This window comes from Streptomyces chartreusis NRRL 3882 (genome assembly GCF_900236475.1).
GTDB lineage: Bacteria > Actinomycetota > Actinomycetes > Streptomycetales > Streptomycetaceae > Streptomyces > Streptomyces chartreusis_D.
Window position 1 is genome coordinate 4,786,849 of record NZ_LT963352.1, and the last position, 23,807, is coordinate 4,810,655.

General features: G+C 73.3%; 18 protein-coding genes, 1 tRNA gene and 1 riboswitch. Of the genes, 11 read left to right on the top strand and 8 right to left on the bottom strand.

What is annotated here, in order from left to right; translation table 11 throughout:
• Positions 1-68: 68 nt before the first annotated feature.
• The 5 genes from SCNRRL3882_RS21590 to SCNRRL3882_RS21610 all read left to right on the top strand — a co-directional run bounded on the left by SCNRRL3882_RS21590 (position 69) and on the right by SCNRRL3882_RS21610 (position 4,184).
• Positions 69-1,253, top strand: a complete 1,185-nt coding sequence (locus SCNRRL3882_RS21590) for a PP2C family protein-serine/threonine phosphatase (RefSeq protein ID WP_173937395.1) — start codon at positions 69-71, stop codon at positions 1,251-1,253.
• A 108-nt stretch (positions 1,254-1,361) separates the two neighbouring features.
• Positions 1,362-2,261 carry an RsbRD N-terminal domain-containing protein gene (locus SCNRRL3882_RS21595; RefSeq protein WP_010044981.1) on the top strand — a complete coding sequence of 300 codons (900 nt, stop codon included), beginning with the start codon at positions 1,362-1,364 and terminating at the stop codon, positions 2,259-2,261.
• On the top strand, positions 2,258-2,671 hold the full coding sequence (locus tag SCNRRL3882_RS21600) for an STAS domain-containing protein (RefSeq protein WP_010044979.1): 414 nt from the start codon (positions 2,258-2,260) through the stop codon (positions 2,669-2,671). The genes SCNRRL3882_RS21595 and SCNRRL3882_RS21600 overlap by 4 nt, the downstream gene beginning before the upstream one ends.
• Positions 2,671-3,114 carry an anti-sigma regulatory factor gene (locus SCNRRL3882_RS21605; protein ID WP_010044976.1) on the top strand — a complete coding sequence of 148 codons (444 nt, stop codon included), beginning with the start codon at positions 2,671-2,673 and terminating at the stop codon, positions 3,112-3,114. The genes SCNRRL3882_RS21600 and SCNRRL3882_RS21605 overlap by 1 nt, the downstream gene beginning before the upstream one ends.
• Positions 3,114-4,184, top strand: a complete 1,071-nt coding sequence (locus tag SCNRRL3882_RS21610; RefSeq protein ID WP_040903850.1) for an ATP-binding SpoIIE family protein phosphatase — start codon at positions 3,114-3,116, stop codon at positions 4,182-4,184. The genes SCNRRL3882_RS21605 and SCNRRL3882_RS21610 overlap by 1 nt, the downstream gene beginning before the upstream one ends.
• Here the strand turns inward: SCNRRL3882_RS21610 and SCNRRL3882_RS21615 are convergent.
• From SCNRRL3882_RS21615 to SCNRRL3882_RS21625, 3 genes are all read right to left on the bottom strand, one after another.
• Positions 4,166-4,663: a MarR family winged helix-turn-helix transcriptional regulator gene (locus tag SCNRRL3882_RS21615; protein ID WP_029181533.1), complete on the bottom strand. Its 498-nt coding sequence runs from the start codon at positions 4,661-4,663 to the stop codon at positions 4,166-4,168. The genes SCNRRL3882_RS21610 and SCNRRL3882_RS21615 overlap by 19 nt on opposite strands.
• Positions 4,664-4,779: 116 nt before the next feature.
• A complete protein-coding gene (locus tag SCNRRL3882_RS21620; protein ID WP_010044973.1) occupies positions 4,780-5,421 on the bottom strand; it encodes a GTP cyclohydrolase II in 642 nt (213 codons plus the stop codon).
• Between the two features lie 142 nt (positions 5,422-5,563).
• Positions 5,564-6,079, bottom strand: a complete 516-nt coding sequence (locus tag SCNRRL3882_RS21625) for a MarR family winged helix-turn-helix transcriptional regulator (RefSeq protein ID WP_010044972.1) — start codon at positions 6,077-6,079, stop codon at positions 5,564-5,566.
• A 90-nt stretch (positions 6,080-6,169) separates the two neighbouring features.
• Between SCNRRL3882_RS21625 and SCNRRL3882_RS21630 the strand changes: the two genes are divergently transcribed.
• The 4 genes from SCNRRL3882_RS21630 to SCNRRL3882_RS21645 all read left to right on the top strand — a co-directional run bounded on the left by SCNRRL3882_RS21630 (position 6,170) and on the right by SCNRRL3882_RS21645 (position 9,970).
• Positions 6,170-7,300, top strand: a complete 1,131-nt coding sequence (locus tag SCNRRL3882_RS21630; protein ID WP_010044970.1) for a dihydrofolate reductase family protein — start codon at positions 6,170-6,172, stop codon at positions 7,298-7,300.
• A 68-nt stretch (positions 7,301-7,368) separates the two neighbouring features.
• Positions 7,369-7,442 (top strand) — tRNA-Met (locus SCNRRL3882_RS21635).
• A gap of 301 nt (positions 7,443-7,743) precedes the next feature.
• Positions 7,744-7,900, top strand: a riboswitch (cyclic di-AMP (ydaO/yuaA leader).
• 11 nt (positions 7,901-7,911) lie between these two features.
• The gene (locus SCNRRL3882_RS21640) at positions 7,912-8,943 is read left to right on the top strand and encodes a M23 family metallopeptidase (RefSeq protein WP_010044969.1); all 1,032 of its coding nucleotides are present in this window, start codon (positions 7,912-7,914) and stop codon (positions 8,941-8,943) included.
• An 82-nt stretch (positions 8,944-9,025) separates the two neighbouring features.
• Entirely contained in the window at positions 9,026-9,970 is a 945-nt protein-coding gene (locus tag SCNRRL3882_RS21645; RefSeq protein ID WP_010044967.1) for an aldo/keto reductase, read from the top strand.
• 28 nt (positions 9,971-9,998) lie between these two features.
• Here SCNRRL3882_RS21645 and SCNRRL3882_RS21650 read toward each other — a convergent pair whose 3' ends face one another.
• From SCNRRL3882_RS21650 to SCNRRL3882_RS21665, 4 genes are all read right to left on the bottom strand, one after another.
• The gene (locus SCNRRL3882_RS21650) at positions 9,999-11,345 is read right to left on the bottom strand and encodes a PrsW family intramembrane metalloprotease (protein ID WP_010044965.1); all 1,347 of its coding nucleotides are present in this window, start codon (positions 11,343-11,345) and stop codon (positions 9,999-10,001) included.
• 85 nt (positions 11,346-11,430) lie between these two features.
• The gene (gene trmB / locus SCNRRL3882_RS21655; protein ID WP_010044963.1) at positions 11,431-12,264 is read right to left on the bottom strand and encodes a tRNA (guanosine(46)-N7)-methyltransferase TrmB; all 834 of its coding nucleotides are present in this window, start codon (positions 12,262-12,264) and stop codon (positions 11,431-11,433) included.
• A 135-nt stretch (positions 12,265-12,399) separates the two neighbouring features.
• The gene (lhgO, locus tag SCNRRL3882_RS21660; protein WP_010044960.1) at positions 12,400-13,614 is read right to left on the bottom strand and encodes an L-2-hydroxyglutarate oxidase; all 1,215 of its coding nucleotides are present in this window, start codon (positions 13,612-13,614) and stop codon (positions 12,400-12,402) included.
• Between the two features lie 74 nt (positions 13,615-13,688).
• Entirely contained in the window at positions 13,689-15,113 is a 1,425-nt protein-coding gene (locus SCNRRL3882_RS21665; RefSeq protein ID WP_010044958.1) for a hypothetical protein, read from the bottom strand.
• Positions 15,114-15,939: 826 nt separating this feature from the next.
• Between SCNRRL3882_RS21665 and SCNRRL3882_RS21670 the strand changes: the two genes are divergently transcribed.
• Both SCNRRL3882_RS21670 and SCNRRL3882_RS21675 read left to right on the top strand, forming a co-directional pair.
• The gene (locus SCNRRL3882_RS21670; protein WP_010044956.1) at positions 15,940-18,054 is read left to right on the top strand and encodes an asparagine synthase-related protein; all 2,115 of its coding nucleotides are present in this window, start codon (positions 15,940-15,942) and stop codon (positions 18,052-18,054) included.
• Between the two features lie 283 nt (positions 18,055-18,337).
• A complete protein-coding gene (locus SCNRRL3882_RS21675; RefSeq protein ID WP_010044953.1) occupies positions 18,338-21,706 on the top strand; it encodes a BTAD domain-containing putative transcriptional regulator in 3,369 nt (1,122 codons plus the stop codon).
• Here SCNRRL3882_RS21675 and SCNRRL3882_RS21680 read toward each other — a convergent pair.
• On the bottom strand, positions 21,693-23,684 hold the full coding sequence (locus SCNRRL3882_RS21680) for a sigma-70 family RNA polymerase sigma factor (RefSeq protein ID WP_010044945.1): 1,992 nt from the start codon (positions 23,682-23,684) through the stop codon (positions 21,693-21,695). The genes SCNRRL3882_RS21675 and SCNRRL3882_RS21680 overlap by 14 nt on opposite strands.
• Positions 23,685-23,807: the final 123 nt, after the last annotated feature.

A 23,807-nucleotide genomic window follows, 5' to 3' on the forward strand; every position in this document is an offset into this window, starting at 1 on the left:
GAAGAGATGTCCGACCGAGGGATCAAGGATTGGGCTTCGACATCGTGACGACGATCGTGAACAGATTCGTGACCGCCGAGCGCGCCCTGCGCACGGCGGCGCCCCATCAACTGCTGGACGCGGTCCGTCGTGTACTGACCGATCAGTACGCGGCGGACTCCGTCGAGCTGTACCTGGCCGACTACGGACTGACGGTGCTTCAGCCGGTGTCCGTGCTGCCGCACACCCTTCAGCCGGTGTCCGTGGCCAACAGCCCGGCGGGCCGGGCCTTCGGCGCGCAGGAGCCGTACGTGGAAACCCTGCCGGGTGACGTCGTACGCGTGCACCTGCCGGTCACCGTGCGCGGCGACCGCCTCGGCGTGCTGACGGTGACCCTGCCGGGCGGCGAGCACGCCGGCGGCTGCCTCGGCGAACTGGCCGAGATCGCCGAGGTGCTCGGGCACGAGGTCGTCGTGGCCGAGCGGGACACCGACCTGTACCTCCAGGCGCGCCGCAGGGACCGGCTCACGCTGGCCGCCGAGATGCAGTGGCAGTTGCTGCCGGGCCGCTCCTGCGTCCGCCCCGAGTACGAGCTGGGCGCCCAGCTGGAACCGGCGTACGCGGTCTTCGGCGACAACTTCGACTGGTCCGCCACGGCCGACCGGCTCAGCCTCTACGTCACCAACGGCATGGGCGAGGGCATAGAGGCCTCCCTGCTGACGAACCTGGCGATCAACGCCCTGCGCAACGCGCGCCGGGCCGGTCTCCCCATCGCCGACCAGGCGGCCCTGGCCGACCAGGCGGTGTACGCCCACTACCGGGGTCGCTGCTACCTGTCCGTGCTCATGCTGGACATCGAGCTGGCCACCGGGCGGGTCCGGGCGGTGGACGCCGGTTCCCCGCGGCTGCTGCGGCTGCGCCGGGGCGCGGTGGAGCCGGTGCCCTTCGACGCCCAGCTGCCGCTGGGAATGTTCGAGGAGACCGACTACGTGGCCCAGGAGTTCACGGTCGAGTCCGGTGACCGGCTGGTCTTCGTCAGCGACGGGGTGTACGGCGTCGCCTCCCCGGGCGGAGAGGCGTACGGGGACGACGCCCTGGCCCGGGCGATCCAGTCGACCCGGCTGCTCCCGGCCGCCGAGGTGCCCCGGGCCGTGCTGCGCGAACTGTCCGGCCACCGCGGCGGACCCGTCCCGGACGACGACGCCCTGGTGGTGTGCCTGGACTGGCGTGGGCGGGAGGGGCCAGGGAAGGCGGAGGTCAGGGGGTGTGGGTGAGCGGCTGTTTGGTGGAGCCGTACGCCGGGCCTAATGTTTGTCATACGGCAAGTAATGGCTGGTTTCGCAGGGCGACCTCGGTCCGGCCTGTGCAAGGGAGCGATGCAAGTGTCGGTGTCGGAAGAGAACGCGGAACAAGAGCCGCCCGCACAGCAGGTGAGTGCCTTTCTCGAACAGCGCCGGGAACAGATCGCCCAACGGTGGGCGGACGCCGCGCTGTTCCGCACGGTCTTCACCGTGTCCCGCGACGAGGCGGTGGAGGCGGGCAGGTCCGTGGCGGCGGCGCTGGCCGCGGTGGCGGCCGCCGGGCGGCTGGACGACCTCCGGGCCCCCGGATTCGAGGCCGTGCGCGACCAGTTGGGGCGGATGGCGGCCTCCCGCGCCCGCATGGGGATCGACGCCGACGGGCTCGCCGACGAGGTGGCCGCCCTGCGAGAGCCGGTCACCGAGCTGCTGCGCGCCGAGTTCCCGGACCCCGGCGCCCCCGAGGCCCAGGAGTGCGTGCTGGCCCTCACCGTGCTCATGGGCACGCTGCGGCTGGTCGTACTGGAGACGACGGTCAGCGCGGGCGAGGAGGTGATCGCACGGCAGCGCGAGCAACTGCACGAAGTGGCCACCCCGGTGATCAAGCTCTGGGAGAGCACCGTCGCCGTACCGCTGATCGGCACGCTGGACAGTGCGCGCAGCCAGGTGGTCATGGAGAGCCTGCTGGACGCGATCGTCGCCGAGCGTGCCCGGTACGCCATCCTCGACATCACCGGCGTGCCCACGGTCGACTCGCTGGTCGCCCAGCACCTGATGAAGACGGTGGCCGCGGCCCGGCTGATGGGCGCCGAGTGCATCGTCTCCGGCATCCGGCCCGCGATCGCGCAGACCATCGTCCAGCTGGGCATCGACCTCGGCACGGTGCTCACCCGCGCGAGCCTGGCGGACGCCCTGGCCTACGCGCTCAGCCGGCAGGGCGTCGAGATCGCGCCGGTCCGGGCGGCCGACGCGGACGCGCGATGACCGGCCCCTCGGGGAACGGGCCCTACGGCGGGCACGGCTTCACGGTGCCGGTCCTCCGGCTGGGCGACATCCTGCTGGTCACCCTCCAGGGGGAGCTGCACGACGGGATGGCCGAGCAGCTCCAGCAGGACATCACCGAGCGGATCGCGCACACCCGGGTGACCGGTGTGGTCATCGACATCTCCGGCGTGGACATCGTCGACTCCTTCCTGGGGCGGGTCCTCGCGGAGATCGCCGCCGGAGCCGGACTGCTGGCCGCCCGTACGGTGCTGGCCGGGATGCGCCCCGCGGTGGCGATCACCCTGGTCGAGCTGGGGCTCACCCTGCCCGGATTGCGTACGGCCCTGGACGTCGAACGCGCGATGGAGCTGCTCACCGCCGGTGACCAGCGGGGCGAGGGGAGTCCGTGATGCGGGCCTCCCGCCATGCCGCCCCGGCCAGCCTGCCGATCGGCTCGGACGCCGACCTGGCCTGGGTACGGCAGCAGGTCCGGCAGGCCGCCGCCGAGCTCGGTTTCGGTCTGGTGCAGCAGACCAAGCTCGTCACCGCCGCCAGCGAGCTGGCCCGCAACACCCTCGTCCACGGCGGCGGCGGCCATGTGGAGATCACCCCGCTGCACACCGGGCCGTCGCCCGGCCTGCGGCTGGCCTTCGTCGACGCCGGGCCCGGCATCCGCGACCTGGACCAGGCGATGACCGACGGCTACACCAGCGGCGGCGGGCTGGGACTCGGCCTGAGCGGGGCCAAGCGGCTGGTCCAGGAGTTCGAGGTGGACAGCCGGCCCGGTGAGGGGACCACCGTCACCGTCACCGCCTGGGCCACGGTCGTGCCGTCGGCCCGGCCGGGGCTGTGATGAGCAGGGTGTGGGACGTGCCCGTCGACGACTCGACCCGGGTGCGGGACGTCCGGGTCGCGGCCGAGGCGGCCGGCGCGTGCGCCGGGCTCGGCCCGCACCGCATCGCGACCGCGGCGCTGGTGGCGACGGAGCTGGCGACCAACCTGGTGCGGCACGCGGACGGCGGGTACGTCCTCATCAACCTCGTCGAGCGAGCGCCCGCCGACGACCGGCGCACGTCCGTGCAGCTCATCGCGCTCGACCACGGCCCGGGCATCCCGGACGTCGCGGCGGCGATGCGCGACGGCTACACGACCGCGGCTTCCCTGGGCGCCGGCCTCGGCACGTGCCGGCGCACAGCGAACGACTTCGACCTGCACAGCGTCCCCGGCCGGGGCACCGTGGCCATGGCCCGGATCGACCACGAACCCCCCGCCGACCGGTATCGGACGCCCCCTCGGGGGCCGCACGCAGGTGGCGTCAACGTCCCCCTCGGCCGGGCCGACTACTCCGGCGACGCCTGGACCAGGGTCTGCGCGGGCGACCGCCACACCCTCCTGCTCGCCGACGGGCTCGGCCACGGGCCCAAGGCCGCCGAGGCGTCCGGAGCCGCCGTGGAGGCGCTGCGCGACGTGGCCGACCGGCCGCCCGCCGAGATGCTGCGGCATCTGGGCCGGGCGCTGCGCCGCACCCGGGGCGCGGCCGTCGCCGTGGCTCAAGTGGACCTCGCGTCCGGCCGGTTGCACTTCGCCGGGATCGGCAACGTCGGCGCCCGGCTGCGCACCGACGGCACCTGGAAGGCGATGCTGTCCCAGCCCGGCATCGTGGGCGCGCAGGTCCCGGCGTCCGTGACCGTGCAGCGGGAGCCGTGGCAGGACGGCAGCCTGCTCGTCCTGCACAGCGACGGCCTGCCCGGCCGCTGGACGCCACCCGACGACGCCCTGCTCCTGGGCTGCGACCCGGCGGTGGTGGCATCGGTGGTCCTGCGCGACGCGGGCAGCGCGGCCCGCCCGGTGCGGGACGACACGTGTGTGGCGGTGCTGGGCGGGGGCGGCAGCGGCCGGAGTCGTCATGGCTCGGGGAGCTGACGGGCCTCGGGATCCCGCGCCGCCAGAAACCCCCGCAACCCCCGGCTCAGCGCCACCCGTTCCGCCGGTTCCATCGCCGCCAGTGCCGTGGCCAGGGCCCGCGCCCGGCGGCCGGCGACGTCGCCCAGGACGTGCTGCCCGTGCGCGGTGAGCCGCAGTTGTACCTCGCGGCGGGTGTCCGGGTGCGGGGCGCGTTCCAGGAGGCCGGCCGCCGCCAGGCGGTCGCAGAGACGGCTGGCCGTGGGGAGGCCGATGTCCAGCCGGTCCGCCAGGGCCGTCAGGTTCAGGCCCGGTGCCGCCTCCAGGGTGCGCAGCGCCCGCAGCTGGTGCAGGGACAGCCGCAGGGACGCGTCCTGGGCGGCGACCGACCACAGGGCCGTCAGACTCTCCACGGCATCGGCGATCTGTGCCGCGACGGCCTCCGGGCCATCGCCCGGTCTCCTCGCCCGGGGGTCGCCGGGGCCGTCGAGATCGGTCACGAAACGGTCACTTTCCATAAGCTCCGGGTACTGCCGAGGTCGCCCTCTTTCAAAGGCTGTACCCGATGAGCCGAGGGGCAAGCCGCCTCGTTCGAGCGCCCGGCCGGGCCGGAGGCTCAGCCGGCGCTGAGCCCCGTCAGTGCGGCGAGCGGCAGGGTGTGCTGGGTCTGGAGGACCTTCGCGCGCAGGTACCGGACGTTGTGCGCGGTGGTGAAGACGCCCGTGGGGACGCGGTCGCGGACGCCCACGCCCAGGTCGCGCAGCTGATCGGCCTTGTCGGGGTTGTTGGAGAGCAGGTCCAGCTCGCCGATGCCCAGGGCCCGGAGCATCTGGGCCGCCGCCGTGTAGTCGCGGGCGTCCTCCGGCAGTCCCAGGGCCGCGTTCGCCTCGTAGGTGTCGAGGCCCTCGTCCTGGAGGGCGTACGCGTCGAGCTTGTTGTAGAGGCCGATGCCCCGGCCCTCCTGGCGGAGGTAGAGCAGCACGCCGCCGCGCTCGGCTATGCGCTCGACGGCCTCGCGCAGCTGCGGGCCGCAGTCGCAGCGGGCGGAGCCGAACACGTCCCCGGTCAGGCACTCGGAGTGCAGCCGCACCAGCGGAACCGGGCCGGGCTCACCCAGGACGACGGCCACGTGTTCCTGGCCGTCGGCCAGGCCGTGGAAGGTGACGAGTTCGGCGTCGACCTCGTAACCGTCGTGGAAGCGCAGCGGGACCCGGACGCGGGAGCGCGGGGTGGCGATGACAGCGGGGGTGTCGGGCATGCGGGGCCTCCGGGTTCCGTTCCTGTTCGGCTGCACAGCCGTCGGCTTGCAGTCTGCTTCAGATTTGAAGCAGATCCACGTCCGGAACCCTACCCTTGCTTTAAATTTGAAGCAACGAGATCGTAGTGCGTTGTGATGTGGGTCACGAACAGGCCGTGGAAGACCTCCGTCGCCACGGCACGTCGTCCGACGCCGGCCGCGTCCCGTCCTCCTGGAGCCCCTGTGCGATCGCCTTGGAGATCTCCTCCAGCTGTCCCACCTGCTCCGCGCTGAGCCGGTCGAACAGGAAGCTCCGCACGGTCTCGACATGCCCGGGCGCCGCCCGGTCCAGCACGGCGAAGCCGTCGTCCGTCAGGGCCGCGATGCTGCCCCGCTTGTCGTACCTGCAGGCCTCGCGCCGCACCATGCCGTCCTTCTCCAGCCGCGTCACCGCGTACGTCAGCCGACTGCGCGTGATCTTCAGCCGCTCGGCGAGATCGGTCATGCGCAGCCGCCGCTCCGGGGACTCCGACAGGACGGACAGGATGGAGTAGTACAGGTGCGGCATGCCGGCGTCCTGCTGGAGCTGCCGGTCGATCGCGTCCTCCAGGAGCAAGGAGGCGGCGATGTACGCGCGCCAGGCGCGTTGCTCCTCGGGGGTGAGCCAGCGAGTCGTCATGCCGCCAGTGTAGGTTTGTTTCAAACTTGAACCAAGGCCGTCCCGTCGGTCCGCCGATTTCCAGTCGCCCGTCGTCCACCGGGAGCGTCGATGCCCCATCCGTACGTCCTGCTGTCCGCCGCCGTCTCCCTCGACGGCTACCTGGACGACACCGGCCCCGAACGCCTGCTGCTGTCCAGCCCGGCCGACTTCGACCGGGTCGACGAGGTCCGGGCGTCCGTCGACGCGATCCTGATCGGCGCCGGCACCATCCGCGCCGACAACCCCCGCCTGCTGGTCAACTCACCCGGGCGACGAGCCGCCCGCACGGCCGCCGGCCGGCCGGAGTACCCCCTCAAGGTCACCGTCAGCGGCTCCGGCGACCTCGACCCGGCTGCCCGGTTCTGGCACACCGGCGGCGAGAAGGTCCTGTACACCACCGACAAGGGCGCCGAGCGCGCCCGTGCCCTCGGTCTCGCTACCGGCGTCGTCCCGCTCGGCGCCGACATCGACTGGCGCCGGCTCCTCACCCACCTGCACGACGACCGGGGCGTACGACGGCTCATGGTCGAGGGCGGCGGCCTGATCCACACCCAGCTCCTCACCCAGGGACTCGCCGACGAACTCCAGTTGGTCCTCGCCCCGCTCTTCGTGGGCGACCCCGAGGCACCCCGCCTCTTCGGCCCCGGCGGCTACCAGTCCGGCCGGCTCCGGCTGCTGGAGACCCGGCGGATCGAGGACGTGGTCCTCATGCGCTACGAGCCGACCGCCCCCGGCACCGGCTCCCTCCCCACCGCCGCCGACCACCACTGGCTGGCCCTCGCCTGCGAACTGGCGGCACAGTGCCCGCCGTCGGACACGGCGTTCAGCGTCGGCGCGGTGGTGGTCGCGGCCGACGGCACGGAACTGGCCCGCGGCCACTCCCGCGAGGGCGGCGACCCGCTCGTGCACGCCGAGGAGGCGGCCCTGGCGAAGACCGACCCGGCCGATCCCAGGCTCGCCGGCGCGACGGTCTACAGCAGCCTGGAGCCCTGCGCCCGCCGGGCCTCCCGCCCCGCACCCTGCGCCCGGCTGATCCTCGACGCGGGTGTGCGACGCGTGGTCACGGCCTGGCGCGAGCCGGACACCTTCGTGGCGGGCGCCGACGGCAGCGGCCTCCTGGCGGCCGGGGGAGTGCGGGTCCTCGTCCTCCCGGAGCACGAGGAGCGCGCCAAGGCCCCGAACCGCCACCTGCCGCACTGAGCGCGGGCCGCCGAGAACCGGGTGTGCGCGAGCTGTCCCGCGGATGGCGTACACTGGTGTCACAACGACGCGGGGTGGAGCAGCTCGGTAGCTCGCTGGGCTCATAACCCAGAGGTCGCAGGTTCAAATCCTGTCCCCGCTACTGAAGGCCGAGGGCCGGAATCCGAAAGGGTTCCGGCCCTCGGTGCGTTTCCCGGGCTCCTCATGAGTCGGTGCATCACTGTCGGTGAGTGAATCACGCCGCTCCGCATAACAACTGACACACCGTCAAAACCCGTGAGTCACTTACGTGGCGGTCAACTCGCCCGTTTTAGGCCGGTCATGGCAGGTTGGTCCGCGCGAAAAAGGTTAATGATCAAGCGGAATCGCTGGAATACCCCTCGCGCGTCTATTAACGTTCGATAACGCAGCGCGGTCGTCCCAGCCGTCACAGAAGGCGGCTCCGTGCGCACGCGCCGAATCCCGAAAGGGAACCGGGGAACCACCACTTGGGGTGAATCGGGCGGATGCCGCCGTGGAAGCACGGTCGGTATACGCGCGTAGGAGACCTTCCTGCTCCGAACCCGTCAGCTAACCCGGTAGGCGAGAAGGAAGGAAAGGAGTACGCCCACGTGGCGTCAAACCGGCCTGCCCCCGCGGCCCCGTCCGCGCTGGACCAGCGCGACACCGAGACCTTCGGCTACGGCGGTCACCACACCGACGAGGGCCCGTTCCAGGAATGGAACCCCACCGCGGAGTCCATCCGTCCGGTCCGTGGCCGGCATCGCGTCACCAAGCAGCGCGGCGGCGGACTCGCCCGCAGCTCCACCGTCCTGGGCGTCGGCGTCATAGCCGCCGTGGGCGCGGGCGGCATGGCCAGCGCCCAGACCGGCAAGCCGCCGGTGTCGATCTCCGTTCCGGACCTGCCCTCGGTGGGTTCCCTCATCTCGGACGACGACACCCCCGAAGGCTCCGCCACCCCGCTCAGCAGCCTCGGCTCGGCGGCCGCCGACACCGATCAGGGCACCTCCGGCGCCGGTGAAGCGCTGCGCGCCCGGATCATGGCGCAGGTCGAGCACCAGCAGGACCAGATCGAGACCAAGGCCGCGCAGGCCGCCGCGGAAGCCGCCGAGAAGGCGGCCGCGGAGGCCGCCGCCAAGGCCGAGAAGGAAGCCAAGGCCAAGGCCGCCGAAGCCAAGAAGAAGGCCGAGGAGGAGGCCCGGAAGAAGGCCGAGGCCGAGCGGCTCGCCGCCCTCGCCAAGCAGTACACGCTGCCGACCTCCGCGTACACCATCACCTCGACCTTCGGTCAGGCCGGCGCCTACTGGTCCTCCGGCTACCACACGGGTCTCGACTTCGCCGCCCCCACGGGGACGCCGATCAAGGCGGTGCACAGCGGCACCATCACCGAGGCGGGCTGGAACGGCTCGTACGGCTACAAGACGGTTCTGACCCTCGATGACGGCACGGAGATCTGGTACGCGCACCAGTCGTCCATCGGCGTCAGCGTCGGCCAGAAGGTCAGCACGGGTGACGTCATCGGCCGCGTGGGCGCGACCGGCAACGTCACCGGGGCGCATCTGCACCTCGAGGTCCACACCGGTGGGTCCGGCAACGGCATCGACCCGCTGGCGTGGCTGCGGGGCAAGGGCCTGAACGTCTGAGCGCTCCGGTGCGTGCCGGGTTTGCGGGGGCTTTGCGTTCGTTGTGGAATGGGCCGTTCCCGTACGGTCGTTGACACGGAACATGACTTCTCTTCGCAAGCTCGGCTCCTCCGACCTCGAGGTCTTCCCGCTCGCCTTCGGCGGCAACGTCTTCGGCTGGACCGCCGACGAGGACCGGTCGTTCGCCGTCCTCGACGCGTACACGGCCGCGGGCGGCAACTTCGTCGACACCGCCGACGTCTACTCGGCCTGGGTCGAGGGCAACCAGGGCGGTGAGTCGGAGACCGTCCTCGGCAAGTGGCTCGCGTCACGCGGCAACCGCTCGGACGTCGTCGTCGCCACGAAGGTCAGCCAGCACCCCGAGTTCCGAGGCCTGTCCGCCGCCAACATCAAGGCCGCCGCCGACGCCTCCCTGCGGCGCCTCGGCACCGACTACATCGACCTCTACTACACCCACTTCGACCAGCCCGACGTGCCGGTGGAGGAGATCATCGGCGCGCTCGACGAACTCGTGAAGGCCGGAAAGGTGCGGTACATCGCCGCCTCCAACATCTCCGCGGAGCGGCTGCGGGCCTCCCTGGAGTTCTCCGACCGCGAGGGGCTCGCCCGGTACGTGGCCCTCCAGCCCGAATACAACCTGGTCTCCCGCGACACCTACGAGGGCGAGCTCCAGGACCTCGCCGAGCGGACCGGCCTGGCGGCTGTGCCGTACTACGCGCTCGCGTCGGGCTTCCTGACCGGCAAGTACCGGCCCGGTACGACCGTCGACAGCGCGCGGGCGGGCGGTGCCGCCAAGCACCTGGAGACCGAGCGGGGCCTGCGGGTCCTCGACGCCCTCGACGAGGTCGCAGCGGCCCACGACGTCCCCGTCGCCACGGTCGCCCTCGCCTGGCTCGCGGCCCAGCCGACGGTGGCGGCGCCGATCGCCTCCGCGCGGACGGTGGAGCAGCTGCCCGCGCTGACCGGGGTCGGGGAGCTGACGCTGACGGAGGCGGAGCTCGGGCGGCTCACGGAGGCTTCGGCCTGAGCGGTTTCCCCCGGCGCTGAGGCTTCGGCTACGACCGGTACGGGTTGTACGCGGGGTACGCCGTCGCCGCAGGTGCCGGACGGGGTGTCGTCGGATGGACCGTCGTCGGCTGGCCGTACCCGTACGCCCCGTACACCGGCCACGGCGGGGCCGCCACCGGTACCGGAGGGGCCGTGATCCGCGCGGCGTGCTCCAGCGCGGGGCGAGCCGCCTCCCGGCGTCGCCACAGCTCGTCCAGCAGCTCCCGTTCCCGTGCGACGAAGTCGGCACCGGCGCGGCCGCGGCGGCCACGGTGCCGCAGGAACGCCAGGGACGTCGCGTACGCCTCGTACCGCGCGACCTCCCGCGCCGCCGCCCGGCCCGCGTGGCGACGGGCGTACTGGCGGGCGATCCGCCGGGCCCGCATCGAGCCGAGGGCGTACGGCTCGACCGGGGACAGCCACCCGGCTACGGCATAGGCGGGCAGCTCCGCCCGCACGGTCCTCAGCTCCCGCTGCCGGGTCCAGATCACCAGCCACGTCAGCAGCCCGAAGATGGGCACCATGAACGCCGCGTACACGGCGAAGAACCCGTACTCGCCGAACGCGGACGAGCCGTTCCACATCGCGTGCATGCCCATCGCGAGCAGCAGTCCGGAGAGCGGGAAGGCGACGCGGCGGACGTGCTGGCGGTCCGCCGCGAGCGCGGAGATGCCGAAGCCGATGCCGGTGAGGACGGTGAAGAGCGGGTGCGCGAACGGCGACATGATGATGCGCACGAAGAAGGTCGCCGCCGTGACGGAGGCGATGCCGGTGCCGCCGGTGAGCTGGTCGGTGCCGAACGCGGTGCCCAGGTAGAGGATGTTCTCCGTGAACGCGAAGCCGGTCGCCGTGACGCCGGCCATGACCACTCCGTCGAGGATGCCGGTGAAGTCGCGGCGCCGGAAGAGGAAGACCAGCAAGACGGCCGCCGCCTTGGCGATCTCCTCGACCACCGGCGCTATGACGGTCGCGCCGAGCGTGTCCGCGCTGGACGGATCCGCCGTCGCCGTCGCGATCCACCTGGTCGCGAAGCTGTTGGCGACGATCGCTATCAGCGCCGCCGCGCAGGCCCCCCAGGCGAAGCAGAACAGCAGGTTCCGCCACGGGCCCGGTTCGACCCGGTCCAGCCAGCGGAACGCGGCTATGAGCAGGGGCACCGGGAGCGTGGCCAGCCCCAGCCCGACCAGGAACCCTTCCGTGCCGGTCTCCTCGCGGACCAGGGCGAGGATCACGAGGCCGGATATCGCGAGGAGCGTCGTCAGCGCGCCGTAGCGCACCCAGGCGCGCTGCCACCAGTGGGCGTGGCGCAGGGAGCCGGCGGCGGGGCCGCTGGGAGGAACGCTGGGGTACGACATGTGTGGGGGGCTGATGGCCACGGCATTGACCCTAACGACGGATGGGCGCTGTCCGCAGGCGGGAGGGATACGGGCGCGGGTGCGGTCAGGCGCCGGCGGGGGGTTGGTCCACGTGCTGTACGCGACGGAAGAGGAGGTCGTTCACGACATGTCCCTTGTCCAGTCCCTGGCCCTCGAAACGGGTCAGGGGACGGAAGTCGGGACGGGGCGCGAAACCGCCGTCCGCCTGCGTGTTCTCGAAGTCGGGGTGTGCCGTGAGCACGTCGAGCATCTGTTCGGCGTACGGTTCCCAGTCGGTGGCGCAGTGCACGATCGCGCCGGGCCTGAGGCGGGTGGCGGCGAGAGTCAGGAAGTCGGGCTGGATGAGCCTGCGCTTGTGGTGCCGCTTCTTGGGCCAGGGGTCGGGGAAGTAGACGCGCAGGCCGTCGAGGGAGTCCGGGGTGAGCATCTCGCGGAGGAGGATGATCGCGTCGCCGTTGCCGACACGGATGTTGGACAGGCCGTTCCGGTCGGCGAGGTTGAGCAGGTTGCCCTGGCCGGGGGTGTGGACGTCGACGGCGAGGATGTTGGTGGTGGGGTCGGCTGCGGCCATCTGGGCGGTGGCCTCGCCCATGCCGAAGCCGATCTCCAGGACGACGGGGTTGTCGTTGCCGAACAGGTCGGCCAGGTCGAGGCCCCGGCTGCCGTCGATGTCGAGACCCCACTTGGGCCACAGCCGTTGCAGCGCGTCCGCCTGGCCCGCTGTGACCCGGCTCCGCCGGGGCTGAAAACTCCGGATCCGCCGCTCGAAGTGCGACCCGGCGGGATCGGCCTTCGGCCCATCGGGAAAGCGCGGCTCACCCTTGGCCCGGCTGTGCCGGATGGAGGCACCGGGGGTGGTGGGCTGGGGGGTTTCGGGGGTGTTCACGGAGTCAGACACAGTGAGACCGATTTTACGGCCGTCATGTGTTGGCCGGGTGGCCGCCTGCGCGGTGGCCCGCCGTGTCCGCCTGGCTGCGGGCCCACCCGGCCTCAGCGGCAACACCGAGCACCTCGAAACCCAGCGGTCAGTCGGTCACAGCGCGCTCAGCACCCTGCGCGCCACCTCCCTGCCGATCGGCAAGGACGCCGTAGCCGCAGGAGACGGCGCGTTCAGCACATGCACCGTGCGAGCGCCCTCGCGGATCAGGAAGTCGTCCACCAGCGTGCCGTCACGCAGTACCGCCTGTGCCCGGACCCCCGCCGCCGTCGGCACCAGGTCGTCCTCGGACACCCCGGGCAGCAACCTCCGCACGGCCTCCGTGAACGCGCCCTTGGACAACGACCGCCGCAGCTCCCCCGCCCCGTACCGCCAATGCCGCCGGGCGATCCGCCAGGACCCCGGCCAGGCCAGCGTCGACCCCAGCTCCCGCGCACGGACCGTCCCCCACTCGTACCCCTCGCGGGCCAGGGCCGGCACCGCGTTGGGCCCGATGTGGACACCTCCGTCGATCCCGCGGGTGAGATGCACCCCGAGGAAGGGGAACGCCGGATCGGGAACCGGATACACCAGGCCCCGCACCAGCTCCGGCCGTGCCAGCTCGTAGTACTCCCCGCGGAACGGCACGATCCGGACGTCCGGATCGTCCCCGGTCAGCCGGGCGATCTCGTCGCTGTACAGGCCCGCGCAGTTCACCAGCACCCGCCCCCGCACGACGTCCCCCGCAGCCGTGAGCACGGCGACTCCCCGCTCGGGGCGGCGGTCGACCCGCACGACCCGGGTGCCGTAGCGGATCTCCGCGCCCGAGCCGTGGGCCAGCTGGCGGGCGACCGCGACGAAGTCGCAGATGCCGGTCGTACCGACGTGTATCGCGGCGAGCCCCCGCACCTCCGGCTCGTACTCCGCGATCTGGGACGCGCCCAGTTCACGGACCGGGATGCCGTTCTCCCGGCCGCGCTGTACCAGTGCGTGCAGGCGGGGCAGCTCCGCGCGGTCGGTCGCGACGATCAGCTTGCCGGTGACCGCATGCGGGATGCCGTACTCCGCGCAGAACTTGACCATCTCCGCCGCGCCCCGCACCGCGTAGCGCGCCTTGAGGGAGCCGGGGCGGTAGTAGATACCGCTGTGGATGACGCCGCTGTTGCGGCCCGTCTGGTGCCGGGCCGGGCCCGGTTCCTTCTCCAGGACCGTGACACGTGTGCCTGGTGCGGCGCGTGTGATCGCGTACGCCGTCGACAGGCCGACGATGCCCCCGCCGATCACCAGCACGTCACAGTCGTACGCGATCTCCGGAACCCGCGTCACCTGCACCACCTCCCGCTTCGATAGTGCACTGCGCCACTGACAATGCCTCCAAACGCGGGGACGGCAGCATGCCTGCCCGGCTACGCCGGAGCCATCAGCAGCGGCCGTGCGCGTTCCCGCAGCTCGACCACCCGTGGCTCGTCGCCGTACGGCTCCAGCCGGTGGAGAAGATCCTTCACGTACTCCGTCGTACGGGCCGACGAGATGCGCCCGGCGACCTCCACCGCCCGCACTCCCTGCTCGCACGCCGCGTCCAGGTTCCCCGACTCCAGCTCGGCCACCGCCGAGACGACCAGGCGCAGGCCGTGCGAGCGGACGAACTCCTCCGTCGGTTTGGAGAGGGCCTGTTCCGTGAAGCGGCGGACCTGGCGGGGCGCCTTGAGGTCGCGGTAGCACTCGGCCGCGTCGGCGGCGAAGCGGTCGTAGGAGTAGAAGCCGAGCCAGCTCGGGTCGTTGTCGCCGGGGCGGGCGCGCTCCAGCCAGCTCTCGGCCGCCTTCAGGGCGCCGCCGGCCGCCTGGGCGTCCCCCGCACGCGCGTGTGCCCGGGCCTCGACGAGGCGGAAGAAGCTCATCGTGCGGGCCGTGGCCAGGCCACGGTTGCGTTCCAGGGCGGCCTGGGCGAGATCCACGCCCTCGTCGCCGAAGCCGCGGTAGGTGGCCTGCAGGGACATGGAGGCCAGGACGTAGCCCCCGAGGGGGACGTCCGCCGCCGCCCGGGCCAGGCGCAGGGCCTGGATGTAGTAACGCTGGGCCGCTTCCTGCTGGCCCGTGTCGAAGGCCATCCAGCCGGCGAGCCGGGTGAGTTCGGCGGAGGCGCCGAAGAGGGCCCGGCCGACCTCGTCGGAGTAGGAACCGAGCAGGAGCGGAGCCGCCTCCACCCTTAAGCACTCGGGGACCATCGACGAACGCCAGTCGCCGCCGCCGTACTTGGAGTCCCAGCGCCGGGCGTCCTCGGCGGCCTCCCGCAGCTTCTGCACATCGCTGTGGCCGACTTTGAGCGGTGCGCCGGAGCCCTCGCCGGGGCCCACGTCACGCGCCACCGAACTGTCGGCCGGGGTTATCAGCCACCGTGAGGCGGGCGTTGCGTACGCGCTCACCGCGAACGATCCGGCCAGTGACTGCCAGATGCCGCCGGAGCCGGCGCGGCGGCCCGCGAGGTCGAGGCGGTACAGCTCCGTCGCCGACTTCACCGCCTGTCCGACGTCCCGTGGGAAGGCGAGGCCGACTTCGGGCGCGGGGTCCGCGTCGGCCAGGCCGATCTCGTGGAGCGGCACCGGGCGGCCGAGCTTCTGGCCGATGGCGGCGGCGATGAGGTGCGGCGCCGCACCCTGCGGCACCATGCCCTTCGACACCCAGCGCGCCACCGACGTCTTGTCATAGCGAAGCGTCAGTCCTCGCTGAGCGCCAAGATCGTTGACGCGCCGCGCGAGGCCTGCGTTGCTGATTCCCGCGAGGGCGAGAACGGCGCCGAGTTTTTCGTTCGGCCCGCGTTGCTCCCTGGACATGCGCCACCCCTCGACACAGACGGCTGCCGGCGCTGGCATAACCACGCGGCATTCGTAAACCCAGCGTAGTTCGCCGCATCCCAAGCGTTAAGGGGCATTGTTCCGGTTGGCGGGATTGTGGTCCGTACTGAAGTGCGGTTCAGATACGCGCTGTTGCGGCGTGCTCCCACTGTGTGGCCGTGCGCCTGTCCGTGCGCTCTTCTCCGGCCACCGCGGGAGCGGTTCCATGGTCATTGCGTGGGTCGGCCCGCTGTACTGGATCCAGTGGGCTGGGGGACACCGCCGCCTACATCCCCGCGGGCGGCGGAACGGTCCGGGAGGCGTGCTCCGTCTCCCGGACTGCGCGATCGCGCGGTGGAACGCAGGGCCTGTACGGAGAGTGTTCGACGCTGCCTGCGTGACACGGATTTGGCCGAAAATCGACCCCGCCGGTCAGGGGGTATCAGGCCTCCTACCACGGTACTTGAGGGCGCGTCGGGCGTATTCGGGGCGCGTGTCGGGGGCGCATTCGCGCCGCAGTCGTACTGATGACGTGTCGCTGACGTGTCTTGCCTCCTGGTGGTCCCTCCTGTTCTTGCCTCCTTCGTCGCCACCTCCGCGCCGTCTTCCCTTTCCGTCTTCACTGCCGTCTTCTCCGCCCGTCTCCTCTTGTGGCATGGGAGTGTTCGGGGCGTTCCGGGGTGTTCGGGGCGGCGTGGGTGGCTCCGCCGGGGCGCGTTCGGCGGAGCGCAAGCGGCGCGGGCGCACTCTGGAACGCCTCCTTCATGGCAGCATGGTGAACCGGTTCGTGCGGTGCACTGGTTGTCCACAGCCTGTGGAGGCGGCGATGCGGTGGTTGGTGGGATGGAGCAGCACCGCCGCGGGAGCCGTCGCTGCCGGCTCGGCGGGGGCCACGGGTCCCGACGGCGAGACCCTGCACCCGGTGGGTTCCCAACTCCTGTGGGGCGACCCCGATCCGCTGTGGGCGGTCGGCGACTGGCGCCCCGACGAGGTGCGGGTCGTGAAGGCCGACGACCGGACACGCATCGCCGTCCTCGGCATCTGCGGAGCCACCGACGAGCAGCTGCGCGTCGCGCTGTTCGCCGCACGCGGCGGGGCACTTCGGCATCTGACCGCCTGGCCGGGGAGCTACACCGCGATCGTGCAGGTCGGCCGGAGGGTCACCGTCTGCGGAGACCTCGCGGGCGCACGGCCGGTCTTCTACACCCCCTGGGCCGGCGGCACGGCGTATGCGACGGCCGCGCTGCCGCTGGCGGACCTCATCGAGGCCAACCTCGACTTCGGGCACCTCGCCGCGCTGCTGGCCGCCCCTGACGTGCCCGCCGCGCTGCACGACTCCACGCCGTACGACGGCGTGAAGCGCATTCCGCCGGGGCATGCACTGATCCTGCGCGCTGGGGCGCGCGAGATCGCCGGGTACGAGCCGGTCGCCTCGCTGGCGGTGGCGGCGCCCTCGGCCGATCCCGACAGCGCTGTCGACGCCGTGCGCGACGCGCTCGTGGAGGCCGTACGGACGCGGCTGTCCGCGCCGCGGCACGTCCCCGGGGCGGACATCGACCCCGGGCCCGTGCCCGGCATGGGGCCCGCGGAGCGGCGTGCCGCGCGCGGGATGCCGGTACCGGGGATCGGGGCGGACCTGTCCGGCGGGCCGGCCTCGGGGACGCTGGCGCTGCTGGCCGCGGGGCTGCCCGGCATGCCGGGCACGGTGCTGGGGCACGGCACCGGCGCGGGGGAGCGGCTGCTGGCGGTCACGTTCAACGACCTGGCCGTCGGAGGGCGGGAGGCCGAGCTGGAGCGGGCGGGCGCGCTGGCCGCGAACCCGCGTCTGCACCATGTCGTCGTGGCCGGTGGCGAGGAGACCCTCCCGTACGCCGACCTGGACGGTCCGCTGACGGACGAGCCGGGCGCGTCCCTGGTGGCGGCGGCCCGGCACCGGGCGCGGCTGGCAGCCGGCAGCGCGGACCACTTCACCGGCTACGGTGCGCGGCAGGTCCTGGACGCCCATCCCGCGCGCCTGGCCGATCTGCTGATGGACCGCAAGCGGCGCCACCTGGTGCGGCCCGTCGCCGCGCTGGCCAAGACGGACGGCTCGGTGCTGGTGCCCGCGCGCGTGTACGCGGCCGCGCGACGGCTGTCCCGTACGCCGTACCGGGCGGGGCTCGAATCCCTGGCCGAGCGCCTGCTCGACCACCGTACGGACGACGGCCAGGACGCGCCCGGGGGTGCGGTGGAGGCCTCGCTCGCCGCGCTGACCTGGGGGAGACCCGGGCCGGCGGCGCGCTGGCTGACCGGTGAGGCGCTCGCTGAAGTATCGGTTCGCCTTCAGGCGGCGACGCACCGGTCGGAGCTGGTGGGGCCGGGGCAGCGGCCGGGGGACTTCCGCGCGCGTGCGGCGCTGGCGCGGCACGCGGCGGACCTGCGGGTGCTGGAGCAGGCCGCGGAGATCCGCTTCCAGCGGCTGCACGCGCCGTTCCTCGACAACCAGGTCGTACGCGCGGCCCGGGCGCTGCCCGAGGCGTTGCGGGTGCGGCCGGGGGCGCGGGCGGCGATCCTGCGTACGGTGCTGGAAGGGGCCGGGGTCAGGGACCTGCCGCCCGGGTGGGGCGCCCCGACCCAGGCGACGGCGGCGGCCGCGGCGCGTACGGGGCTGAGGGTGGCGGCGGACTCCTTGGTCGCCCTGTTCGACACGCCGCTGCTGGCGGAGGCGGGCCTGGTCGAAGCCCGGGTGGTCCGCAAGGCCCTGCGCTCCGCGGCGGCCGGTGAGCCCCTCCCCCTGGACGGCCTCGCCGACCTCGTCTCCCTGGAACTGTGGCTCCGCCGTCTGCTGTCCCGCCGTGGCACGTGCTGGACGGGCACACCGGCCCGCCAGCGCGCTGTACCGGCGGGGATCGCGCCGCAGCGGGGGGCGCTGGGGGCGGGGGCCGGGGTACGGCGCGTGTAGCGCCTGCGGCCGACTTGTGGGTGCGGGCCGCCCGAGCTGCGGGCAGTCGTGCCGCCGGGGCGATGGGGCCCCCTGCTCGAGCGAAGCCGAGAGCTTGGGGGAGGGTGGGCGCAGCGGCACCCCGCTCCGCCGGGCTGCGGACCCACCCGGCCCCAGCCGCAGCGCCGAGAATCCCGCAGCGCCGAGTTGGCCAACCCCGCCCCCGCAGATGCCGCGCCGCCTCCAGAAACACCCGGCCCCGAAAACCCCCGGCCCCACCACCACCCCGGGCGACAATGACCCGGTGCGGTACAGAATCCTGGGCGTCACCACGGCAGAGGACGAGCACGGCACCGCCATACCCGTCGGCGGCCCCCGCCTCCGCGCCCTGCTCACCGCCCTCGCCCTCCGCCCCTCCCGCGTCACGACGCCCCAAACGCTGATCGACGAGGTGTGGACGGACGACCCACCCCAGGACGCCCACGCCGCGCTCCAGGCCCTCATCGGCCGCCTCCGCCGCGCCCTCGGCAAGGACGCCGTGACCTCGGACACCGGCGGCTACCGCCTCACGGCCACGCCGGACGACATCGACCTCTTCGTCTTCGAACGGCTCGTCCAGCAGGGCACCGACGCCCTCGCCGCCGACACCCCCGCCCTGGCGGAACGCCATCTCGACGACGCCCTCGCCCTGTGGCGCGGGCCCGCCCTCGCCGACCTCCCCGACCGCACCGCCGCCGCCCGCCCGGAGGCCACGCGCCTGGAGGCGACCCGGGCCCGAGCCGAGGCCCGCCTACGGCTCGGCCGCGCGCCGGACGTCGTACCGGAACTGCGGGAACTGACCTCCGTCCACCCGTACGACGAGCCGCTGCACGCCCTCCTCATCCGCGCCCTGCGCGACACCGGCCGCGAAGCCGACGCCCTCGCCGCCTACGAGTCCGCCCGCCGCGCCCTCGCGGAGGGCCTCGGCACCGACCCCGGCCCGCACCTGCGCGCCCTCCACGCCGACCTGCTCGCGTCGGCGGCGAGGAGCGAGACGCCAGCGCCCACCCCGCCCGAGCGCACCGGGAACATCCGTCCCCGACTGACCTCTTTCGTCGGCCGGGAACCCGAGATCGAAGCCATCCGTTCGGATGTGCACAGGGCCCGACTCGTCACCCTCACCGGACCGGGCGGCTCCGGCAAGACCCGTCTCGCCGAGGAAGCCGCCGCCGGGCTCCCGCAGGCGTGGCTGGCCGAGCTCGCCCCGCTCGACCGGCCGGAGGCGGTGCCGGGAGCGGTGGTCAGCGCGCTCGGTCTGCGTGAGACGGTGCTGATGACCAGCGAGCTGACGGCCATGCAGGACGACCCCGTCGCCCTGCTCGTGGAGTACTGCGCGCCGCGCAGCCAACTGCTCATCCTCGACAACTGCGAGCATGTCATCGGCGCCGCCGCCCACCTCGCCGAGACCCTGCTGACCCGCTGCCCGGGGCTCACGATCCTCGCCACCAGCCGTGAACCCCTCGGCGTCCCCGGTGAACTGGTGCGCCCGGTCGAGCCCCTGCGGCCGGACCACGCCCGCCGGCTGTTCGCGGAGCGCGCCGCCGCCGTCCGTCCCGACGCGGGCGCCGTGCTCCGTGACGAGCGGGCGGTGGCGGAGATCTGCCGCCGCCTGGACGGGCTGCCGCTCGCCATCGAGCTGGCCGCGGCCCGGCTCCGGCTGCTCACGCCCCGGCAGATCGCCGACCGGCTCGACGACCGTTTCCGCCTCCTCACCTCCGGGAGCCGTACGGTCCTGCCCCGCCAGCAGACCCTGCGTGCCGTCGTCGACTGGTCGTGGGACCTGCTCGACGAGGCCGAGCGGACCGTGCTGTGCGAGGTGTCCGTGTTCGCGGGCGGCTGGGACCTGGCGGCGGCGGAGGCCGTGTGCACGGGGCCCGCCGCCGAGCTGCTCGGGGCCCTCGTCGACAAGTCCCTCGTGGTCGCGGCACCGGTCGGGACGGGCGAACCGGATGACTCGGATGGTTCGGGCGGTTCGGACCGCCAGGGCCGCCAGGGCCGCCAGGACGGCTCGGACGGCTCGGGCGGCATGCGGTACCGGATGCTGGAGACCATCCACGAGTACGCCGTCGAGCGTGCCGCCGAGGCCCCGCAGCTGCGTGCCGCGGCCGAGCGGCGGCACCGGGAGTGGGTGCGCGCGCTGGTCGAGGAGGCCGAGCCGCTGCTGCGCTCCGCCGGGCAACTGCCGTGGGTCTCCCGCCTGGAGACCGAGCTCGACAACATCCGCGCGGCCCTCGACCGGGCCCTCACGGCCGGGGACGAGCAGGAGGCCGGTGCTCTGGTCCTGGCCATGGGCTGGTTCTGGTGGCTGCGCAACTACCGGCACGAGGGCCTGGAGTGGCTGGACCGGATCCTGCGGCTGGGCGTGGAGAGGGACGCCGCCGCCGGGCTTGTGCCGTCCGGCGGCGAGCCGGACCTGCCCGATCCCGTGGACCACTTCCTCGCCGCGCCGGACGGGGAGGCGGGGCACCCGCTGCACGCCCTGCGGATGGATCTGCGCATGCTGCACGTCTTCTTCGTGACCGAAGCCGCGCTCACGGAGGCGTTCGTCAACGGGCAGCGGCCGTATGTGGGCCGGGTGTGGGCCTACTTCCAGGAAGGGGGCCCGAAGGCGGCCCGGTTCCCGGGGCTCGTCTGCCCGATCATCTCCTCCTACGTGGGCGACCGGAGCGACCTCCGGGCCGTCATGGACTCCGCCGTCGCCAACTGCCGTGCGCACGGCGGGGAGTGGGAGACCGCCGTCGCCCTGATGTTCCGTACGCACATGGTCGTCGACGGACCCGGCGACCTGGACGGCGTGGACGACGACCTCGCGGAGCTGCGGATCCTCAGCCGCCGCGCCGGTGACCGCTGGCTACGGGCACAGGTGTGCGGCGCGGCCGGCGAGGCGGCCATGGCACGCAGCCGTTTCGAGGAGGCCAAGGGAGAGTACGAGGAGGCGCTGCGGCTCGCCTACGAGGTGGGCGCGTACGCCGAGTCGCCGTTCCTCCTCGCCCGGCTCGCCGAGATCGCCTACCGCGCGGGAGACCGCCCGGCCGCGCTCGCGGGGCTGGACGAGGCGACCGCCGCCGCCGACCGGTACGGCGTGGCGGACTCCAGGGCGTTCGTCCTGCTGCTGCGGGCCCAGATGGCGTCCGAGGAGGGGCACACCGCCCGGGCGCGCGCGCTCTGCGAGGCGGCGCGTGCGGACGCCGGGCGCGGCACACCGCCGCCCCAGTTCGTGGTGATGATCGATCTGGTGGACGCCATGGTCACGGCGAGCGAGTCCGGCCCGGGGCCCGCACTGGACAAGCTGACCGGAGCGCTTCGCGAGGCCGTGGACAAGCGGTGCTCCGACGCGATCCGGGCCACGGTCGTGGACAGCGCGGCAGGACTGCTGGCCGACCTCGGCGACTTCCCGCGCGCGGCACGGCTGCTCGGCGCGGGTGACCACTGGCGGGGCGGACGTCCCCGCCCCATGCCGGAGTACGCCCAGGCGGAACGGACCGGGGCAGCAGTTCGCGCCGCCCTGGGCCCCGCCCGGTGCGAGTCGGAGCGCGCCCGGGGCACGGCCCTGACGGCGGACGACGTCCTGCGCGAGCTGGAGGAGGCGCGGAGTTCGTACGCCACCGGGCCGGAAGCCGCTAACCGCAGGTGAACTTGGACTCCGCCCAGTCCGCCAGGGCCAGGTCGTCGAGGGCGCCGTGCGGTTCCACCACGAGCCGTACGGTGCCGCGGCCGGTGAGGTTCACCTGGACGGGCACCGCCGGGTCACCGCCCTCCACCAGCCCGGACCGCCACAGCCGGACCCCGTCGGCGTAGACGGAGAAGTACACCTTGCCGAGCTTCAGCGCCATGTCGTCCACCCCGACGAGCGCCTGGTACGAGGAGCAGGAGCGGTTGAGGTCGATGGTGACGGAGGAGCGGCCGTGCACGGTGACCCCGTGCGTGTACCGCCTGCCGCCGGCCGACAGGCCGGACCGCTGCCAGACCCAGCTGCTCGCGCCGATCCGCATCTCGGGCGCGGTGCCGTCGCCGCTGATGTCGTACGACAGTTCACTCCACTGGTAGACGGTCGGGGCGGGCGGCCTCTCGGTCGGTGTCGGTGTCGGTGTGGGCGCGGGCGCCGGGGGCGGTGTCGGCCTCGGGGCCCCGGGCGGCGGGGTGGGCGTCGGTGTCGGGGCCGGGGACGGTGTGGACGACGGGCTGGTCCTGGAGGTCGGTGTCGGCGCGGGCGTCTCGGCGCGCGCGGGCACGATCGCCGGTGGCCGCGGTCCGGGTTCCCGCTCCGAGGGAGAGGATGGAGAGGACGTGGGGTCGGCGGGCCGGACCACCGGCGAAGACGGAGTGGGAGCCGGTCTCGCCTCGTCCTTCTGCTGCTTCTCGTTGCCGGCCAGCACCAGCACCACCGCGGCCACGACGCCCACGGCCACCACGCCTGCCGCGATGCCGGCCTTCACCGGCGCGCCCACCCCTTCGGAGACCGCCGCGCCACCTCCCGCCCCACCGGACGAGCCGCCCCCCGCGGCCCCACCGGCCGAACCGGCACTCGCCGCCGTCCCGCCCGACGAGCCCCCGCCCGCCACCGCAGCCGCGCCCGCGGCCCCGGCCGCCCCCGTGCCTCCGGCGATGAGCCCGGCCGCCTTGGCGTACCCGGCGGCACCGAACCAGCCGATGACCGCAAGCGGCACCACGGCGGGGATACCGCCGGCGACCTCCTCGATCTGCGTCGCCGCCAGCCGGCACTTCACGCACTCCTCCAGGTGCTTGCGCAGCCCCCGCTCGGCACGCGTGCGCAGCCGGCCGCGGGCGTACGTGCCGAGCTGGTCGGCGTAGCGCGCGCATTCCTCGTCGGCGGTGAGCGTGGCGCTGACGTGGGCCTGGAGGTAGGCCTGCTTGAGGCCCTCGCGGGCCCGGCTGGCGAGCACGCGCGTGCCGTTGGCGTCCAGCCCGAAGAGCGTGGCGACCTCGCTGGGCGACTCGTCCTCGACCTCCGTGTGCCACAGCACGGCCTGCCACCGCTCCGGCAGCGACCGGAACGCCCGCATGGCCATGGACCGCTCGGCCTCGTGCATCGCCCGCACGTCCGCGCCCTGGTCGAGAGTGTCGTCGTCGGACACGTAGGAGCCACGTGCGGACTGGGCGGCGAACACCGCGAAGTCGTCGACGAGTTGCTCGCGCCGCGCCGACCGCGTCCAGGAGGCGGCGACGCGCCGGACGGAGGTGAGCAGGTAGGCGCGCACGGCGTGCTCGGGGCCGGAGCCGCCGCGTACCGCCTGGAGCATGCGGGCGAAGACCTCGGCGGTCAGGTCGTCCGCCGTGTGGGCGTCACGGCAGCAGGTCCGGGCGTACCGGCGCACGGCCTGCGCGTGGCGCCGGAACAGCTCCTCGTACGCCGTGTCGTCGCCCGAGCGCATCCGGTCGATGAGATCGGCGTCGGAGGGCGGCAGTTCGCGCGGCGACGGCACGACGCTGTCCTCATGCCATGCGCGCTGTGGCGGGACCGAGCCGTCGACGGGATGCCCGCCCGGCGGTACGCCCGCGCGTCCGCCCTGGCTGGGCACCTGCGGCGGGACCGGGCCGCCGGCCGTGGCGTCCCCGCTGCCGCTCGACTCGTCCCGCCCGTCAACGCTCATCGCGGAAAGCCCCCGCCAGCCGGCCAACACGTCCAGACCACCGGGTCAGAGTGCCATATTGGCTTTTGGTCAGACCCTCGTTGTCCGGACCATCACTCATCCGTGGGGATTTACCGCACGCCA

Coding starts and splice junctions, on each gene's coding strand:
- SCNRRL3882_RS21650 (WP_010044965.1), bottom strand. CDS start 11,345: ATGTCGTACCCCAGCGTTCCTCCCAGCGGCCCCGCCGCCGGCTCCCTG.
- SCNRRL3882_RS21610 (WP_040903850.1), top strand. CDS start 3,114: ATGAGCAGGGTGTGGGACGTGCCCGTCGACGACTCGACCCGGGTGCGG.
- SCNRRL3882_RS21680 (WP_010044945.1), bottom strand. CDS start 23,684: ATGAGCGTTGACGGGCGGGACGAGTCGAGCGGCAGCGGGGACGCCACG.
- SCNRRL3882_RS21605 (WP_010044976.1), top strand. CDS start 2,671: ATGCGGGCCTCCCGCCATGCCGCCCCGGCCAGCCTGCCGATCGGCTCG.
- SCNRRL3882_RS21620 (WP_010044973.1), bottom strand. CDS start 5,421: ATGCCCGACACCCCCGCTGTCATCGCCACCCCGCGCTCCCGCGTCCGG.
- SCNRRL3882_RS21665 (WP_010044958.1), bottom strand. CDS start 15,113: ATGTCCAGGGAGCAACGCGGGCCGAACGAAAAACTCGGCGCCGTTCTC.
- SCNRRL3882_RS21645 (WP_010044967.1), top strand. CDS start 9,026: ATGACTTCTCTTCGCAAGCTCGGCTCCTCCGACCTCGAGGTCTTCCCG.
- SCNRRL3882_RS21625 (WP_010044972.1), bottom strand. CDS start 6,079: ATGACGACTCGCTGGCTCACCCCCGAGGAGCAACGCGCCTGGCGCGCG.
- SCNRRL3882_RS21670 (WP_010044956.1), top strand. CDS start 15,940: ATGCGGTGGTTGGTGGGATGGAGCAGCACCGCCGCGGGAGCCGTCGCT.
- SCNRRL3882_RS21600 (WP_010044979.1), top strand. CDS start 2,258: ATGACCGGCCCCTCGGGGAACGGGCCCTACGGCGGGCACGGCTTCACG.
- SCNRRL3882_RS21630 (WP_010044970.1), top strand. CDS start 6,170: ATGCCCCATCCGTACGTCCTGCTGTCCGCCGCCGTCTCCCTCGACGGC.